The organism is Comamonas sp. 7D-2 (assembly GCF_022749555.1).
Classification (GTDB): domain Bacteria; phylum Pseudomonadota; class Gammaproteobacteria; order Burkholderiales; family Burkholderiaceae_C; genus Comamonas; species Comamonas thiooxydans.
In genome coordinates this window covers 1,594,135-1,611,342 of sequence record NZ_CP094238.1, presented here as the reverse complement: position 1 = coordinate 1,611,342, position 17,208 = coordinate 1,594,135, and the positions used below count along the sequence as shown (strand labels likewise).

Sequence of the window (17,208 nt, the reverse complement as noted above, 5' to 3'; positions counted from 1 at the left end):
CGATGGACCGTGTCCGGAGATTCAAGGGGCTATCTCTAGCAACAACGTCACTTGCTACCTTTCCTGACCTTCGATGTATCTGGACATGCTGACCTCGGTGTTCAATATGTCTGGGGACTCTACCGGCACGGTCGAGATTTTGCGAGCGGGTTTTCACACAGCCTCCAGCGATTGCCGCCTGTCGAACGCGTGTAACGACTGACGGCTTCTCTCTATTTAGCATCCGCTTGACAGGACTGAAGCCGCAAACACTCGTTGAAAAGTAGGTCGATTCACTCTACGGAGTTCTGTGTTGTTTAGAGAATCAGATTTCAGTTGCCAATAGACAGTGTCTCCGACAGCCGTAGCAACTCAGCAATCAATCGATGGACAGCGCTTTGACTTTGGTGACGGTGCACTGCTACAGCAAAATCCAGCGACTGAGGCGTGAGCGAGCCAGGCACCATGGCCAACTGACCTGACTGAAGATGCTCGGAAATCATCATCTTCGGCAGCAGCGCAATTCCGCCACCAGAAGCCACAATCTGGATAAGCCCCATGAGCTTGTTGCAAGTGCACAGATTGGTCATGTCAGCACCAAAACTTCGCAGCTCTTGGTAAGCTGGTGCAAAAAAATCTGAAGGTTTTGAAACGCACCACAGCGTTTCGTAGCGCAGCAAATCATCCAAGCTGCGCTTGCGCCCATCCGCGGTAAATAGCAAGCGTGTGGCGCACACCCAAATCATGGGCACGCTACCAAGCGGGGTGTAGACCAGCTCTGGATTGCTGCGACTGTTGGCAACGATTGCAGCATCTAATGTGCCAGCCACAAGCTGTTCTTGCAGTTTGACGCCCAGGTCCAGTTCCACGTCGTAAGTCACACGCGGCAGCGATTTGCGCAGCGCTGGCATGAGTTTGCCCAGCCACGTCATCGACACTTCACCCAAACCCAGGCGCACTGTGCCGCTGGGGTTAACCACCGAGTCCGCGTCGTTGAAGGCATCTTCCACACTGCGCAGCAAGGGCTCCACGCGCTCTACAAAACGCCGGGCTTGCAAGGTCAACTCCAGTCTTCGGCCACGCTTTTCAAACAACGCAAAGCCTAGCGAGACTTCCAACTCCTTCATGCGTGCAGAGATGGCGGGCTGTGTGGTGTGCATGCGCTCGGCTGCTGCACTGAAAGTACCTAGCTTGGCGATCCAGCACAGCGTGTCAGCGTGCATCAGGTTGGGGCGACTCATACCAAGTTTATACATCAGAAAATTTGATGGGTATCGATCATTAACTTTCGTTGGATTTATTAATCGATCACTTCGAGAATTTGATCGACATCAAAAGCAACGGAGACAAATGAGATGACACGCCAACATAGACTGCGGGCCGTCTTGGGCCAACTTACACACGCCACTTTCTTGTTGATTGCGCCGGCTCTGGCCGCCAACGCTGTCGCAGCAGAGTTTCCTGAAAAACCTGTGCGCCTCATCGTGCCATTTGCAGCAGGTGGCTCCACAGATGTGACAGCCCGCGTGATTGGCAACGCCATGGCTCAGTCACTCAAGCAACCTGTGGTTGTTGAAAACCGCACAGGCGCTGCAGGTGCAATTGGCGCAGCTGCCGTGAGCAAATCACCAGCCGACGGCTACACAATTTTGGTGGGTGGTGTGGGCCCCATCCTAGTGATTCCAGAGCTAGATGCTCGCCTGCCCTACTCCCCTGAAAAAGACCTTGAGCCCATTGCCCAGGTGTCCAACAACGACTATGGCCTCATCGTGCGTGCAGACAGCCCTATGCGGTCCGTCAAAGAATATGTGAGCCAGGCCAAGGCCCGCCCCGCCGAGCTTTCTTACACCACCACAGGCGTGGGCGGGCCACTGCATGTGGGCATGGAGTATTTCGCACTGGCTAACGGCCTCAGGCTCAATCACGTGCCCTACCAAGGCGAAAGCCAGATCGTGCCGGATCTGCTTGCCGGGCGTGTTGACCTCGCAGTGATGTCGTTGACCGTTGCCAGCCCGCTGATGAAAGGCGGAAAGGTACGCATGCTGGCATTGCTGAACAAACAGCGCTCCCAATTAGAGCCAGAGATTCCAACGATTGGTGAAGCTGGCTTTCCTGGCCACGAGATTCCTGTATGGCTCGGGCTCTTCGTTCCCAAAGGCACGCCCGACGCCGTTGTGCAAAAGCTTGCACAGGCAACAAGCCAAGCCATCAGCGAGCCCGATGTACAGCGCCGCATGCTCGACCAAGGTGCCGAACCCGCACCTATCACCCGCGCGCAGTACGTGCAGTTTCTCAACACCGAACGCGCCCGCTGGAAAAAGCAAATTGCGGAAACCGGCATCCGCCGCTGATGCATGCGCTTGCAAACAGCGGTGCTGTTTTATGCCGCTGATTTGCCGGCAACTGGCCATTGCTTGGTCATTGCCTAGCCTTTGATTCCCCATTGATTGCGTAACTGATCACGCCCTGAATCGTGCCCTTAAACCGCGCTCTCATTCCAACACTTTCTCTCTCTCCTCTCGCACGACCATGACTAAACAACTCTCCCCTCTCTCTACCCAAGACACCGAAGCTTGGTCCAACACACTGCAGGCCTCTCTCGCCGACGCCAACATCCCCACTTTGTTGATGGTGCTGGTGCACCTCACCGCAAGCGAGCAGTGGCTTTCACAGCGCTACCAATGCACAAAGGTGCGCGGCATTGACGACCACGACACAGGAGGGCTTGAGCCAGAAATACAGCAAGAAGTTCGCGATGCTGCCCACCAAGCCATCCTGGCTTGGAAAGAAGGCCGCACGCCAAAACTGGAGCAAGCCAGCGCACAGCTTGTGCAAGACATGCTCAGCGTCAGCATTGGCGAGGCTTTCCCCAGAAGCTACAGCGATATGGTCGCAGCGGGCCTGGGTTTGGACTCTGAATTTGACTTGGACCAAAAGGCGCAGTTTCAGCTGCCTCCAGGCTTTCAAGTAGTGGTGATTGGCGCTGGCGTAGCGGGTATTTGCTCCGCCATTCGCCTGATGCAATCGGGCATTCCATTTTTTGTGATTGAAAAGAACAACGAAGTAGGCGGCACATGGCACGAGAACCGCTATCCCGGCTGCGGCGTGGATACGCCCAACCACATCTATTCGTTCTCGTTTTCCAAGCATGACTGGTCTCGCTACTTTGCGCTGCAAGCAGAAATCCAGAGCTACTTCGAGCAAGTGGCTACGGACTTTGGCATTCGCAAACACATCCGCTTCAATACCAAAGTGCTGGCTGCGCGCTACGACGAACAACATGCGCACTGGAATGTAGACATTGAATCCAGCGCCGGCGAAAACCAAACGCTACGTGCCAACTTACTGCTGAGTGCCGTGGGCTTGCTGAACGTGCCGAGAATGCCCGACATCCAAGGCTTGCAGAGCTTCAAAGGCCGATGCGTGCACACGGCCCGCTGGCCTGAAGACTTGGACGTAACAGGAAAGCGCGTTGCCGTAATTGGCAATGGTGCATCGGCCATGCAGGTGGTGCCCGCCATCGTTGACCAAGTGGCACACCTCACCATCTTCCAGCGCTCCAAACAATGGGCTGCACCATTTGCCAAATTCAAGAAGCAAGTGCCTGACAGTGTGCGTTTTCTTCTGCGCGAAGTGCCGTTCTACCAAGAGTGGTACCGCCAGCGCCTGAGCTGGATTTTTAACGACCGCATCCACCACAGCCTGCAAAAAGACCCCGAGTGGCCACACCCTGAGCGTGCCATCAACAAATACAACGACCGCCAGCGCATTCACTTCACCGACTACATCAAAGAGCAATTGGGCCAGCGCCAGGACTTGCTCAACGATGTTCTGCCCGACTACCCGCCTTTTGGCAAACGCATGCTGATGGACAACGGCTGGTTCCGCACCGTGGCGCGCGATGACGTAACGCTGGTTACTGGTGGCATTAGCCGCATTACCGAGCGCGGCATTGTCACCGACAAGGGGGGGGAGCACGAGGTGGACGTCATCATTATTGCCACAGGTTTTGATGCGCTCAACATGCTGGGCTCATTCACGCTGCAAGGCCGTGGTGGGCAAACCATCCGCGAAGCCTGGGCCGAAAAGGGAGCGCAAGCTTTCTACGGCGTGGCTATGCCGGGCTTCCCCAACTTCTTTGCCTTTGCTGGCCCCAATACGGCGTTGGGCCATGGCGGTAGCGTGGTTGCGCTGCTGGAGGCGCAGGTGCGCTATGTCATGGGCCTAGTGAAGAAAGCGCTCAAAGAGTGCAACGGCACATTCGAGCTCGAAGTGAAGCGCGATGCGCACGACGAATACAACCAGCGTATTCAAGATGCGCACGACCGCATGATCTGGACCCACAAGGGCATGAGCAACTGGTATCGCAACGCTCAAGGTCGGGTGGTGGCAACCACGCCTTTTCGCAACGATGACTACTGGTCGTGGTTGCGAGCTACCGATCTCGCGCACTACCACCTCAAACCCGCAACATCGCAGTCTGCACGCTCAACAACAAGCAGCGATGAGGTCACAGTATGAGCAATCCCCCCCCCCCTAAGCACATGCTCAGTGGCCTGCGGATTCTGGACCTTGGCACGATGATTGCCGGCCCTGTGGCATGCACGCTGTTTGCCGATTTGGGAGCAGCAGTCATCAAAGTGGAGGTGCCCGAGCGCGGCGACACCGTGCGTGATATCGGCCCTTTCGTTGATGGTGAGTGCTTGTATTGGCACGTGGAAGCGCGCAACAAAAAGTCGGTCACGCTCAACCTGCGCGATCCAGAAGGCCAGGCCATGCTTTGCGAAATGGTCAAACATGCCGACGCTGTGGTGGAGAACTTTCGCCCTGGCACGCTGGAAAAATGGAACCTGGGCTTTGACGAGCTGCGCAAGCACAACCCCAAACTCATCATGCTGCGCATCTCCGGCTTTGGGCAATCGGGGCCCTATCGTGAACGTGCGGGCTACGACCGTATCGGCCTCGCATTTGGTGGGCTCATGGGCATCACAGGCTATCCAGATCGCCCCCCTGTGCGCAGCGGTACATCCACAGCGGATTACCAAACTGCGTTGATGGGCGCCTTCTCGCTGATGGCAGCCATCCACCACCGCGATCACCTGGGCGGTGAAGGTCAAGAAATTGATTTGTCGATGTACGAATCCATCATCCGCTTCACCGAAGTGCTGGTACCTGAATACGACCGCCTTGGCGTGGTGCGAGAGCGTCGCGGTAACAAGCATTTCGCTGCTGCGCCCGGTGAGCACTTCCAAACCAGTGATGGCCGCTATTTGATATTGACCGTATCGGCTGATGCGGGTTTTCAGCGCCTGTGCCATGCCATGGGCCGCGCCGATTGGCTGCAAGACGCACGCTACGCCACACACAGCTCACGCTGGGAACATGTAGACGAACTCAACCGCATTCTCGGGGACTGGATCGCCACAACACCTGTCAAGCAATTGTGCGAAGCGCTGGATGCGGCCAAGCTGGCCTACTCCTTTATCTACAGCATTGACGACATCATGAAGGATCCACATTACGCGGAGCGCGGCAGCATTGTGTCGGTCGATCATCCACGCATTGGTCCCGTGAAGATGGCGGGAGTTTTCCCGCGCTTTTCCAATGTTCAGCACAAGCCGATTGAGCCGGCCCCTGATCTTGGCCAACACAACGCCGAGTACTACGGCCAAGTGCTGGGCATTGCGCCGGAGCGGCTACAAGCATTGGCTGCACGGGGGGTGATCTGAATGCATGCAGACACCAACATGCCTGTACCTAATGCATCCGCCAGTGCAGTAACTAAGGCACTAGCTGATACACCAGAGACACCAGAGCGCGCCATCGTCATCGGCTGCGGTGGCGTGCTGGGCATTGCTTGGTCCATCGGACTGATTGCGGGCCTCACACGTGAAGGCGCCGATGTGCAAAGCGTTGGCCTGTGGGTTGGCGCATCTGCAGGCTCCGTGGTCGCGGCTAAGCTGGCTTGTGGCTTTGCCATTGACGAGTTGTTGGAAGAACAAACCAATGGAACTGCCGCTGCCAATGAAATGCTGCGCCCCTACTCACAAGCCGAAGTGAATGAAAAAAACCAAGTCTTGTTTGAGAAGGTGCACGGCGATCTGGCGCAAGCACGTCAGCGCATTGGAGCCTGGGCACTGCGCAGCAATACGCCATCGTCTGAGGAGCGACGCGCCATCGTCGCGCAACGCCTTCACAACGCGGACTGGCCTAGCAAACCTTTGCGCATCGTCAGCATCAATGCACATGACGGCACAGAAAAAATTTGGGACTGCACAAGTGGCGCATCGTTAGTGGATGCAGTCGCGGCAAGCTGCGCGGTGCCCGGTGTTTGGCCGCCGGTGCAACTGCTGGGTGAGCACTTTATTGACGGCGGCTTGCGCTCTATGACCAACGCCGATCTCGCCACAGGTGCTCGGCGCGTGCTGGTCATCAGCCCGCAAGGCTACAGCGACAGCAATCCAGTGAGTGGACATTTACGCAGCGAGCTGAAAGTATTGCAGGCCAGTGGATCGCAAGTGCAAGTGATTGCACCTGACGCGGCCAGCCTTGAAGCCATTGGCAGCAACATTCTTGACCCATCACGCTGCGCCCAAGTGGCCACTGCAGGTCTGCACCAAGGACAGGCGCTGTGCAGCACCATATCTGGATTCTGGGCATCGAGCACCGCTCAGCCCAACCTCCTTGACTCCCATAGCCCCATCACCAGCACATGAACACTGCAAGCCCCCCGATGTCTGATGCCGAATGGCAGGTTCGCCAAGAGCTTGCAGCCGCCTACCAACTGGCAGCGCTGTACCGCATGACAGACCATATCTACACGCACATCTCTGCTCGCGTACCGGGTGAGGATGGGCACTTTCTGCTGAATGCCTATGGACTCACTTTTGATGAGGTGACAGCGTCCAATCTGGTGAAGATCGATCTGGCTGGCAAGGTGCTGTCTGATTCAACCGGCCTCGGCATCAACCTTGCAGGGTTCATCATCCACGGTGCAATCCACGAGCACCGCCACGATGCATTTTGTGTAATGCACACGCACACACAAGCAGGCATAGCGGTATCAGCACAAAAGCGTGGCCTGCGCATGCTCTCGCAGCATGCCATGCGCTTTCACAACAAAATCGCGTACCACGACTATGAAGGTGTGGTCCTCGACATGGATGAGCGTGAACACATACTGCAGAGCATGGGAACGCTGAACGTGATGATTCTGCGCAACCACGGCCTGCTCGTATGCGGCGACAGCGTTGCGGATGCCTTCGACCAGATGTACTACCTGGAGCGCGCCTGCCAAATTCAGATTGCTGCGCAATCCAGCTGCGAAGAACTCATCGAATGCAGCGACGCCGTGGCCGCACGTGTAGCCGCACAGTTTGACCGCCCGGGCCGCCCTTCCAAGGACAAGCATTGGCCCCCACTACTGCGCATGCTTGATCGTGCTAAGCCCGATTACAAGCTGTGAGCCAAGTAGCATGAAGCATCGCCCACCCAACATCCTCATCATTGGCGCTGGAGCCATTGGCTGCACGCTAGCCTGGCACCTGAGCGGAGCTAATGCACACATCACATTTTGGGCACGCGGAACAGCACAGCAGGCCATCACTCAGAACGGAGTCACGCTTTACAAAGACGGCATCCTCCAAGGCACGCGCGCTATCAAAACTGCAAGCGACTTTCCCGTCAATATGGCCTGGGACGCCATTTTTATATGCGTGAAGCAGTACGACTTGGCGCAAACGCTGGTGTCGCTACAGCACATCAAGCGCGACAGCACCGCCATTATTCCGCTGGTCAACGGCATTCCATGGTGGCTGCTACAGACACATGAAAAACTGCGTGGTGAAGCACCTGAAACATGGGGCAATGCCTATGCAAGCTACCCCCAGATTGATTTGGATTGCGTGGTGGGCGGCGTCATCCACATCCCTGCACAAATGCGTGATGCCTGCACGGTCGAACAAGGCAGCCGCAATACGCTGGTGTTAGGTGAGCTAGATGGCGCAATGAGTGAGCGGCTCACCCAACTGGTAGCCACCATCAACCAAAGCGATTTGCAGTGCAAATGCAGCACGCACATTCAGCACGACCTGTGGAACAAGCTGCTGGGCAACACCGTATTCAACCCAGTGAGTGCACTGGCCAGCGCCACCATGCACCAGATGCTGCACGAAGCTAATCTGCGCGCGCTATGCGCTCGCCTCATCGCGGAGGTAATGAGCATTGGCAACGCACTCGGGTATCCACAAGACATCAGCGTGGAGCAGCGCCTTCAGCAAGCGGAATCTGCGGGGAACGTACGCACATCCATGTTGCAAGACGCGCTAGCAGGCAAGCGCATTGAGGGCGAAACGCTGGTTGGCGTTGTCGCGCAAATTGCGCGCTGCGCTGATGTCCAAGCACCTACTCTCAACAGCATTTGGGCACTGCTTCAAAGCCGCTTTATGCGTGCGTGCTGAGCCCTTTTTTTCAGGTTCCCAACCACCATCAAAAACAGAGGAGACAAGCAAAATGACCTATCGACTCAAGCTCATGGCCATCGCAGCCATAGCACTCACATTTACCGCCATGCATGCACATGCGGACAAGTACCCGTCCAAGCCCATCAACATCATTGTTCCGTTTTCCCCAGGCGGTGTGACCGATGTAATGGCACGCCTCATTGCTACCAAACTGCAAGAGGACCTAGGCGAAGCCGTCATCGTCGTAAACAAAGCTGGTGCAGGCACCACCATCGCCACCAACTACGTAGCCAAGGCTCCGCCCGATGGCTACAACATCTTGATGGCGGCATCGTCTTTCACCATCGCCCCTAGCCTGTACAAAGACAAGGCCGGCTACGACCCAGAGAAAAACTTCAAGCCGGTGTCGCTGCTCGCCACCATCCCTCACCTGCTGGTTGTGAACCCCAAGCTGCCAGTGAACGACGTCACCACGTTGATCCAGAACATGAAGAGCAATAGCGCTCTGACGAACTACGGCTCATCAGGCTCAGGCACCTCCAACCACCTCGAAGGCGAACTCTTCGCCTCCATGGGAGGCATCAAGCCCAATCACATCCCATTCAAGGGCAGCGTGCCGGCACTTACCGCCATCGCGGGCAACGACGTGAGCTTTATGTTTGTAGACATCGCCGCTGCTAAGGCATTTATTGATAGCGGCAAAGTTAAAGCCATTGCGGTGACCACCGCCAAGCGCTCTGCGCTGATGCCACAACTGCCTACGGTGGAGGAGTCCGGCCTCAAGAGTTTTAGCGCCACACCTTGGCTCGGCTTTGTGGTGCACTCAAGCACACCGGACAGCATCATCGCCACTCTCAACAAATCGCTCTCAAAAATGCAAAACGATCCTCAGGTGAAAGAGCGCTTCGCCGCAATGGGAATTGAGCCGGTGTTCAACAGCACCACCGAGTTCCAAAAGTTTATGCAACGCGACCGCGTCAAGTGGGAAGAAGTCGTCACCCGCGCGCAGCTATCTGCGGTGGACTAGGGGCAGCAGTTGAGATTTTGGCTTTTTCTCTATGAAAACGTCACAATCACGCAGTGATGCGATACGTTTTGACAGATGAACAGCGGCCTACAACCCGCTGCTGGAAGTGCGCGACGTGCAGAACATCGCAGACATCCTGGTCGATCCCGAAGGGGCGCTGGGGCGGCGCAATCACAGGGAGAAGACTTCGCACGCGCTATTAGTCGGCACCATCCTGCATGTGCTCTACGCGGGCGAGAACAAGACGCTGCGCGGTGTCGCCAACTTCCTTTCCGATCCGGCTTGCCCATTCGAGCTGACGCTGCACTGGATGATGACCACACCGCATCTCAACGATGGCCCGCATCCGGTCGTGGCATCGGCAGCGCATGAGGTACTGAACAAATCGGACATACAGCCGCTGTTCTTCAACCGTGGAGCTGCGCAATGAACACCACCAAGAAGCTGCGGCTGAGGCCGCTGCCAAAGACTGAAAGCATCAAGCTGACTTTCGCGTGCCCGGCCGGATTGAAGGCCGACCTCGACCGCTACGCCACACTGCACGCGCAGGCGTATGGTGAGGCCGTTGATGCGGACACGCTGATTCCGCACATGCTGGAGGCGTTCATGGCAGGGGATCGGGGATTCAGGCGCACGCAGCCCAAGAACGGCAAAACCGCCCCTGCGTGAACAGGGGCGGTTCTGGATTGGTGCCCGAGGCCGGAATCGAACCGGCACACCTTGCGGCGAGGGATTTTCTTCCCACTTCGGCTTTCGCCGCCGCCCTGCTCAACGTAGGGCGTTCGTGGTCTGGAGCACGCCTTCACCATAGCCTTGCGGCCGTAGGTGCCCGCCGTCTGCTCTCTACACCTTCCCAAGCTTGGGCTTGGGCTTGGCTCGGCGTTGGCTCGGATGCCGCAGCATCCAGGGCTTTCGCCGAATTTGACGGGCTTCACTTCGGGCGTTTCCCCCCGAAGGCTCAAATTGTTTAAGTCCCTTGTGTCTACCGATTTCACCACTCGGGCAGAGTGCTCAACGCACTGAAAAACCTTCCTCTATCTACTGGCGCCTAATTGGCTCCTAGCCTCCGATCCAAACCGTAAAGCTACGGCCAGGATCCTCGTAAGCCGTTGTCATTATTGATCTTCTGGCCCAATAGCTATAGCAAAAAGAGCTTGACAAAACAGATTTTAAGTCTGCAGTGTCTACCAATTTCACCATCGGGGCCCACTTCACCACCGGCGCAGGGCGCCAGCGAGAAGTATTGCATCAGCCATGCGACCAAAGCAATAAAAAAGGGAAGCTTTTGCTTCCCTTTTCAAAATCTGGAGCGGGAAAACGGGTTCGAACCGTCGACCTATACCTTGGCAAGGTATCGCTCTACCAACTGAGCTATTCCCGCATTTCTGAAAAGCCGTTCGCCTTACAGAGCAGGCTCGAATTATAGCCACGATTTTGAGCCGATTTCCGAAAACCGCGTGGCTTTTTCAGATGCCCTGTTCAGGCCGGCTGTGAAGCAGGCGCGAGCCGGCTCTTGACGATCTGCAGCAGATCACGCTTTTGCACCTTGTTGGAGGCATTGACGGGCAGGCCATCGAGCTGCAAAACAAAGCGCGGAACCTTGTAGTTGGCCATATTGGCGCGGCACCAGGCGATAAAGGCATCCTGGTCCAGTGCCACGCCGTTGCATGTCACCACGCAGGCACAGCCTACCTCGCCCATGCGCTCGTCGGCCACCCCGACCACAGCAACCTGCGCCACATCGGGGTGGTTGGACAGCATGCGCTCGATTTCTGCGGGGTAGCAGTTGAAGCCGCCCACGATGAACATATCCTTGAGGCGGTCGGTAATACGCAGGTAGCCGCGCTCGTCAAGCACTCCCACATCGCCTGTATGCAACCAGCCATCGGCATCAATGGTTTCTGCCGTGGCCTTTTCATCCTCGAAGTAGCCCTGCATGATGTGATAGCCGCGCAGCAGCACCTCCCCCGCTTCACCTGGGGCAACAGGCTGTCCTTGCTCGTCCACACAGCGCACCTCGGTCCCGGGCAGGGCCTTGCCACAGGTATTGGCCACTGTTTCCACATTGTCGGAAGGCTCGCAGAGCGTGGCACAACCGCCGCACTCCGTCAGGCCATAGGCCGTGGTGACATTCATGATGCCCAGCTCCTCGCGCATGCGCTTGATAAGAATGGGAGGTACCGTGGAAGCACCGGTCACGGAGGACTTCAGCGAACTCAGATCGAAATTCTTGAGCCCCGGATGCGCCAGCATGGACAGAAACAGAGTGGGCGGCCCGGGCAGGAAGCTGATACGGTCGCTCTCGATGCGATGCAAGATGGCTTGCGCATCAAATACCTGCTCGGGATAGACGGTGGAGCCCTGCAGCAAGGCTGCCACCCAGCCGGCCTTGTAGCCAAAGGTGTGAAAGAACGGATTGACGATCAGGTATCGGCTGCCTTCGGTCAAACCCACCACATCCGACCAGGCCTTGAAAGCCAGGATCGTCGGGCGGTGCGCGCACATCACTCCCTTGGGGCGTCCCGTGGTGCCGGAAGTGAACATCAGATCGGCCGTATCGTCGGGTTTGATCCGGGCTTCACGCTGCTGCTGGGCTTCGGCAGTCGTGCCATCGGCCCTGGCCATGAACTGCGCCCAGTTCATATCTGCGCTGGGTAGCACCTTGTCACCGAGTACCACCACCTGCTGCAGTGTGACAGGACGCAGGCCGTTCAGCAGATCCGGGTAGTAGTTGTTCAGGAAGTCGCCCACGCACACCAGCACCCTGGCACGGCTGCGTTCGAGAATATCGGCAGCCTCGGCGCCCTTCATGCGGGTGTTCAAGGGCACCAGCACGCCGCCCGCAGCATGCACACCGCAGGCGGCAACGATCCACTCGCTGAGATTCGGTGCCCACAGAGCCACACGGTCGCCGGCCTGCACGCCCAGGCTCATCAAGGCACGTGCGGCCAGGCGGCTCAGCTGCTGCAGCTGGGCATAGCTGATGGACTTGCCGTTTTCGACAATCGCCGCGCGACCGGCAAAGCGGCTGACCACGTCAGCCAGCATGCCGGGCAAGGTCAGCGAAGACTCGGGCATCGCGTTCTGGTTGGTATTCGACATAAGTTACTCCGGAAATTTGACGCGCAGCTTTTCGCTGGTGGGCACGGATTGACAGGCCAGCGTCCACTTCTTGGACAGATCCTTGGCATCCAGCACTTCGTTGTGTCGCAGATGTACGCTGCCGTCCTGAACCTGGCACATGCAGGATGCGCACATGCCGGCCTGGCAGGAGTAGGGCACATTGATGCCGGCGCGCAGTCCGGCCTCCAGAATGGTCTCCGTGCCACTGCAGTTGAATTCGTATTCCTCGCCGTCCAGACGCAGCTGCACCAAGGCCTGGTCGACAGCAGCCTCCACGGGAGCAGTTGCCTCCTGCATCAGTTGCAGAGTCTCCTCGTCAGGCAGAGAGACAAAGCGCTCCACATGTACCTGCTCGGCAGGCATGCCGGCCTCGATCATCGCGGCCTGTGCGGCATCCATGAAGGGGCCCGGCCCGCAGATAAAGGCCTGACCTGCATCGGCTACCCAGGGCGTGGCCCAGGCTGCGAGCTGCTTCTGCGAAGGCGCGCCTTGCACAGAGTCCAGCCAGTGAATGACCTGCAGGCGATCCGGGTACTCGGCCGCCAGCTGCTGCAGGTCCTTCTTGAAGATCACCGAGCGCTCATCGCGGTTGGCATAGAACAGCACCACATTGCCCTGATGCTGCTTGAGTACGGTGCGCAAGATGGAGAACACCGGTGTGATTCCGCTGCCACCGGCCAGCAGCAAAAAGTTCTGAGACAGATTCCGGGGCGAGAACAGGCCCGAGGGAGGCATCAGCTCGATGGAATCACCCACCTGAACCCTGTCGCAAACCCAGTTGGAGCCTCGTCCCTTGTCGACGCGCTTGACAGTCACCCGCAAGGCATCGTCGAGCATCGGGGCACTGGACATGGAGTAGCAGCGAGGTACATAACGGCCCTCGATAGGCAGTCGCAGAGTCAGAAACTGGCCGGGACTATAGCTGAATTGCTCAGCCAGAGCCTCTGGCACCTCAAACACAATTGACTTGGTATCGTGCGTCTCGTCAATCACCGCGCGCACGCGCAGCGGGTGATACCGCGATGCGGTTGTTGTGGCTTCACTGCTCATTTCTTCTTACCCCTTACTCACTCACTCTTTTGTGCAACCTTGCACTGGCGCCCAGGCACAAGATCGTCCCCAATCCACGGGGTCAGGAACTGACGCTCTCCACAGCGCTTGCCTGCGGACACACTGCCTGGGCAGCAGGGGACTCGTCCCCTTCCAGTGCAGCCGCCTTGCCCGCTCGGCGGCCCGAGAACACGCAGTCGGCCAGGGACAAGCCGCTCACATAACGCGAGGAAGCCACACCAATGGCGGTGCGCCCCGCGGCATACAGCCCGGGAATGTCATAGCCGGCACTGTCAATCACTGCACCGTTGTCCTCGTTGACCTTGAGGCCCCCCAGGCTCAGGACGGCCAGCGGGAACATCTTCTGGCTGATGGAGATATCGATGGCAAACAGCGAGCCGCCCTTGAACTCATGGCGCATGTCCTGGGACTTGCCCAACGGGTCTTCGATCTCACCGCGTGCAGCGGCATTGGCGCGATCGAACTGGAGCTGCAGCACTGTTGCATCCATGCGAAGCTTTTTGGCCAGGTCGGAGACAGATTTGCCCTTGATCGCGACCTTGTACATCAGCGCCAGCGCGGGCATGGACTGGAAGGCCCACAAACCGCCAAACAGGCACTGCCACGCAGCCTGCCTGCGCAGCTTGCTATCAATGATGAGCCAAGCCTGTCCCCCCTGCTTTTCCATCATCTCGTAGCCGAGCTTGGCACCGTAGACCTGTTCATTGCAGAAGCGCTCGCCTTTGGTGTTGACCACCAGACCCTTGGGCCAGACCGAGGGTGGCGTGATGAAGCGCCAGGCCGAAATATTGTTCAGGTCCTGAGCGATCCCTCCCACGGATTGCCCGAGGCGCAGACCAGAGCCATCGCAGCCCGCAGCGCCGGTCAGCCAGCCGGGCTTGTAAGCCGGCGCATGCCGTTCCAGCAACTCCGAATTGAAGATATAGCCGCCAGTGGACAGCACCACACCTTTGCGAGCACGGATGTAGCGCTTCTCGCCGATCTCGCTTTCGATCTGCGCAGCCTCACGACGCCCCGCCTGGGCACGTGGTGCCTGATACAAACGCCACTTGGCCACCAGCTCATCGAGCTTCTTGTGGCGTTCGGTACGTGGATCGCCTTCGGGCAACACCATCACCTCCACGCCCAATACACGGCCACTGTTCTTCTCGCGCACCAGGCGCTGAACGCGGGCCTGCGTCAATGTGCGGGCTCCGTGCGCCAATGTGGATTTTTGCAGCGCGGCAAAGAACGTCGCACCCGACTGCCCCTTGGCCACCACACGATGACCGCGCGGTGCAGGCTTCTTGACCAGTTGCGGGTTGCCGTAGGCGGGCACCACTTCGTTGCCCGAGTAGTACAGATACATGCCATCGGTCGGATAGGAGGTCTTGTACGCAGGCATGGTCGACGCAAAGGTAGCGCCCTGCTTTTCCAGCCAATTCAGGTTGGCCACGCTGTCGCGGCTGAAGCGAGCCAGTGTCTCGTCACTGACCACACCATTGACCTCATGCTTGAGGTAGGCAGTCATGGCTTCGGGTGAGTCCTCGAAGCCCGCCTCCTTCTGGTACCTGGTACCGCCACCGGCATAGACCACACCACCCGACAACACACTGGCACCACCGCCACTGAAGCGGTCTATCACCAGAACTTCGGCCCCCTGCTCGCGCGCCTCAATCGCTGCACTGGCACCTGCGCCTCCCCAGCCGACCACCACCACATCGCTTGCATCGGACCACTGAACCTCATCGGCCGACCCCACATCCAAGACTGCACCCACAGGATTGATGGTGCTGACATGCTTTTTGAAATTGGACATCTCTGCGCCTCCAGATCAAACCGTCTTGCCCAGCAGATGCGGGTTCTCGAGTGGCAGGGGCTTACCCACCATGTCGGCCACGGCGCGAAAGGCAAAAGTCATGGCAGGCCCCAAGGTGGAACCAGCGCCTGCGTAGGCCGGCCCCATGACGGAGGCGGAGTTGTTGCCCACGCAGTACAGCCCCTCGATGATCCTGCCTTGCGTGTCGAGCACACGTCCCTCTCTATCGGTGAGCAGCCCTCCCTTGGTTCCGATCTCTCCGGGCCACAGGCGCATGGCATAGAAAGGACCTTTCTCGATGGGGCCGAGGTTGGGATTCTTGAGACGCGGATCGCCGTAGTAGCGGTCAAACACATTGCCGCCCCGGTCAAAGTCCAGATCCTTTCCGGTTCTGGCGTATTCGGTCATGCGGCGCGCACTGTCCTGCAGGCCAGCAGCGTCCACGCCGATCTGGCGCGCCAGATCTTCCAGCGTCTCGCCCTTCCAGTAGACATTGTTCAACCAGCTCTTGCGTACCTTGCTGTCCGGCACGGCCGAGCCAGGCATCAGCGGCCCCATGGGGTTTTGCGCGCGGAAGCTGGCGTCGAACACAATCCATGCAGGCACGCCGCCATTGCCCTTGGCATGTTCGGCCAGCATGGCCTGCTGAAATTCCGGATAAGGGCCGGACTCGTTGAGAAAGCGCTGCCCTCTGCTGTTGACAACCATGCACCCCGGCAGCGAGCGCTCCACGAAAATGCCGCGAAAGGCCGGCTCCTTGGGAACATCCATGGTGGGCACGCCCCAGGACCAGTCCATCAGCGCCAGCTGCGCGCCCACGGCCTGACCAGCCCGGTGAGCATCACCGGTATTGCCTCCCACTGGGGTGGCCGTCCACTCTGCCTTGGTGGGCTTGTTCAGATACTGGTCACGCATCTCCTGGTTGCGCTCAAAACCACCAGCACCCAACAACACGCCACGTCTGGCGTTGATCTGCTGGCGCTGACCATTCCTTTCAACGATGACACCCGTCACACGGCCCGATGCATCCTTCACCAGCTCCTTGAGCGGAGAGTTGCGCCACATCTCGACACCGACCTTGTTGGCAGCAGTCAGCAGGCCTGCCACCAGCGCCTGGCCGCCCGTCATGCGACGATCGCGCTTGGTCTTGTTGCGCCAGGGGTAGTCCAGAAAATACTTGAGCATGATGCCCAGGATGGTGAAGCGCGACTTGAGCTCGCGCGAGAGCATGGAATGCGCCTCGAAGGCACTGATGCTCATGCGGCCGAACAACTGATTGCCGGGAGGGCCCGGGCGCATGGTTTCCAGCGCCGTCAGGCCCAGCCTGGCGGCATTGAAGTCAACCGGATCCATGGTGCGACCGCCGGGCCTGGAGCCTTCGATATGGGGGTAGTAATCCGCATACTTGGCCATGGCGCGATAAGGAATCCCGATCTGGCGCAGATACTCGGCCATCTTGCTGGCGGTTTCCACATAGGCCAGCACGCGGTCGTCCGTCGCCATGCCGCGCACACAGCGCTTCATATAGCCAAATGCGGTTTCCAGATCGTCCTTGATGCCAGCGGTCTTCTGATCGTAATTGAGCGGGATCCAGATGCCGCCCCCCGACAGGGCCGAAGTGCCGCCGAACAGCTCTGTCTTCTCCACCACCAGAGTCTTGAGGCCCTGCTCCTGCGCGCGAATGGCGCCCAACATGGCACCTGCCCCCGACCCCACGACGATCAGGTCATATTCTTGTTCTGCCATAC

General features: G+C 58.3%; 13 protein-coding genes, 1 tRNA gene and 1 pseudogene. 9 read left to right on the top strand and 6 right to left on the bottom strand.

The genetic code is table 11. The annotated features are described in order from the left end of the window. Positions 1-311: 311 nt before the first annotated feature. Positions 312-1,220: a LysR family transcriptional regulator gene (locus tag MPZ60_RS07260; RefSeq protein WP_034360403.1), complete on the bottom strand. Its 909-nt coding sequence runs from the start codon at positions 1,218-1,220 to the stop codon at positions 312-314. Between the two features lie 144 nt (positions 1,221-1,364). On the opposite strand from MPZ60_RS07260, the gene MPZ60_RS07255 reads away from it, so the two are divergent. From MPZ60_RS07255 to MPZ60_RS07215, 9 genes and pseudogenes are all read left to right on the top strand, one after another. After that, the gene (locus MPZ60_RS07255; RefSeq protein WP_034360402.1) at positions 1,365-2,330 is read left to right on the top strand and encodes a tripartite tricarboxylate transporter substrate binding protein; all 966 of its coding nucleotides are present in this window, start codon (positions 1,365-1,367) and stop codon (positions 2,328-2,330) included. Between the two features lie 178 nt (positions 2,331-2,508). Continuing rightward, entirely contained in the window at positions 2,509-4,500 is a 1,992-nt protein-coding gene (locus MPZ60_RS07250; RefSeq protein WP_034360399.1) for an NAD(P)/FAD-dependent oxidoreductase, read from the top strand. Continuing rightward, positions 4,497-5,708, top strand: coding sequence for a CaiB/BaiF CoA-transferase family protein (locus MPZ60_RS07245; RefSeq protein ID WP_034360396.1), 1,212 nt, complete (start codon positions 4,497-4,499; stop codon positions 5,706-5,708). The genes MPZ60_RS07250 and MPZ60_RS07245 overlap by 4 nt, the downstream gene beginning before the upstream one ends. Then, entirely contained in the window at positions 5,709-6,695 is a 987-nt protein-coding gene (locus tag MPZ60_RS07240; RefSeq protein WP_052087163.1) for a patatin-like phospholipase family protein, read from the top strand. Positions 6,696-6,712: 17 nt separating this feature from the next. After that, the gene (locus MPZ60_RS07235) at positions 6,713-7,444 is read left to right on the top strand and encodes a class II aldolase/adducin family protein (protein ID WP_242607117.1); all 732 of its coding nucleotides are present in this window, start codon (positions 6,713-6,715) and stop codon (positions 7,442-7,444) included. A 10-nt stretch (positions 7,445-7,454) separates the two neighbouring features. Beyond that, on the top strand, positions 7,455-8,438 hold the full coding sequence (locus tag MPZ60_RS07230) for a ketopantoate reductase family protein (RefSeq protein WP_034360391.1): 984 nt from the start codon (positions 7,455-7,457) through the stop codon (positions 8,436-8,438). 52 nt (positions 8,439-8,490) lie between these two features. After that, positions 8,491-9,468: a tripartite tricarboxylate transporter substrate binding protein gene (locus tag MPZ60_RS07225; protein ID WP_034360388.1), complete on the top strand. Its 978-nt coding sequence runs from the start codon at positions 8,491-8,493 to the stop codon at positions 9,466-9,468. A 79-nt stretch (positions 9,469-9,547) separates the two neighbouring features. Continuing rightward, a pseudogene (locus MPZ60_RS07220) lies at positions 9,548-9,859 on the top strand (type IV secretory system conjugative DNA transfer family protein); the annotation flags it as partial. Positions 9,860-9,894: 35 nt separating this feature from the next. Continuing rightward, positions 9,895-10,137, top strand: a complete 243-nt coding sequence (locus MPZ60_RS07215; protein ID WP_034360384.1) for a DUF2274 domain-containing protein — start codon at positions 9,895-9,897, stop codon at positions 10,135-10,137. Between the two features lie 636 nt (positions 10,138-10,773). On the opposite strand, the gene MPZ60_RS07210 is transcribed toward MPZ60_RS07215, so the two are convergent. The 5 genes from MPZ60_RS07210 to MPZ60_RS07190 all read right to left on the bottom strand — a co-directional run bounded on the left by MPZ60_RS07210 (position 10,774) and on the right by MPZ60_RS07190 (position 17,206). Continuing rightward, a tRNA-Gly gene (locus MPZ60_RS07210) sits at positions 10,774-10,849 on the bottom strand. A gap of 98 nt (positions 10,850-10,947) precedes the next feature. Further along, positions 10,948-12,570 (bottom strand): FadD3 family acyl-CoA ligase, encoded by a 1,623-nt coding sequence (locus MPZ60_RS07205; RefSeq protein WP_034360382.1) that lies wholly within the window; start codon positions 12,568-12,570, stop codon positions 10,948-10,950. A 3-nt stretch (positions 12,571-12,573) separates the two neighbouring features. Beyond that, the gene (locus tag MPZ60_RS07200) at positions 12,574-13,641 is read right to left on the bottom strand and encodes a ferredoxin--NADP reductase (protein ID WP_034360380.1); all 1,068 of its coding nucleotides are present in this window, start codon (positions 13,639-13,641) and stop codon (positions 12,574-12,576) included. A gap of 82 nt (positions 13,642-13,723) precedes the next feature. Further along, on the bottom strand, positions 13,724-15,460 hold the full coding sequence (locus MPZ60_RS07195; protein ID WP_034360377.1) for an FAD-binding protein: 1,737 nt from the start codon (positions 15,458-15,460) through the stop codon (positions 13,724-13,726). 15 nt (positions 15,461-15,475) lie between these two features. After that, on the bottom strand, positions 15,476-17,206 hold the full coding sequence (locus MPZ60_RS07190) for an FAD-dependent oxidoreductase (RefSeq protein ID WP_034360374.1): 1,731 nt from the start codon (positions 17,204-17,206) through the stop codon (positions 15,476-15,478). Between the last annotated feature and the right edge of the window lie 2 nt (positions 17,207-17,208).

Excerpts from the sequence above, each read along its gene's own strand:
- MPZ60_RS07260 (WP_034360403.1), bottom strand. The coding sequence starts at position 1,220 with ATGAGTCGCCCCAACCTGATGCACGCTGACACGCTGTGCTGGATCGCC.
- MPZ60_RS07250 (WP_034360399.1), top strand. The coding sequence starts at position 2,509 with ATGACTAAACAACTCTCCCCTCTCTCTACCCAAGACACCGAAGCTTGG.
- MPZ60_RS07245 (WP_034360396.1), top strand. The coding sequence starts at position 4,497 with ATGAGCAATCCCCCCCCCCCTAAGCACATGCTCAGTGGCCTGCGGATT.
- MPZ60_RS07240 (WP_052087163.1), top strand. The coding sequence starts at position 5,709 with ATGCATGCAGACACCAACATGCCTGTACCTAATGCATCCGCCAGTGCA.
- MPZ60_RS07235 (WP_242607117.1), top strand. The coding sequence starts at position 6,713 with ATGTCTGATGCCGAATGGCAGGTTCGCCAAGAGCTTGCAGCCGCCTAC.
- MPZ60_RS07230 (WP_034360391.1), top strand. The coding sequence starts at position 7,455 with ATGAAGCATCGCCCACCCAACATCCTCATCATTGGCGCTGGAGCCATT.
- MPZ60_RS07225 (WP_034360388.1), top strand. The coding sequence starts at position 8,491 with ATGACCTATCGACTCAAGCTCATGGCCATCGCAGCCATAGCACTCACA.
- MPZ60_RS07215 (WP_034360384.1), top strand. The coding sequence starts at position 9,895 with ATGAACACCACCAAGAAGCTGCGGCTGAGGCCGCTGCCAAAGACTGAA.
- MPZ60_RS07205 (WP_034360382.1), bottom strand. The coding sequence starts at position 12,570 with ATGTCGAATACCAACCAGAACGCGATGCCCGAGTCTTCGCTGACCTTG.
- MPZ60_RS07200 (WP_034360380.1), bottom strand. The coding sequence starts at position 13,641 with ATGAGCAGTGAAGCCACAACAACCGCATCGCGGTATCACCCGCTGCGC.
- MPZ60_RS07195 (WP_034360377.1), bottom strand. The coding sequence starts at position 15,460 with ATGTCCAATTTCAAAAAGCATGTCAGCACCATCAATCCTGTGGGTGCA.
- MPZ60_RS07190 (WP_034360374.1), bottom strand. The coding sequence starts at position 17,206 with ATGGCAGAACAAGAATATGACCTGATCGTCGTGGGGTCGGGGGCAGGT.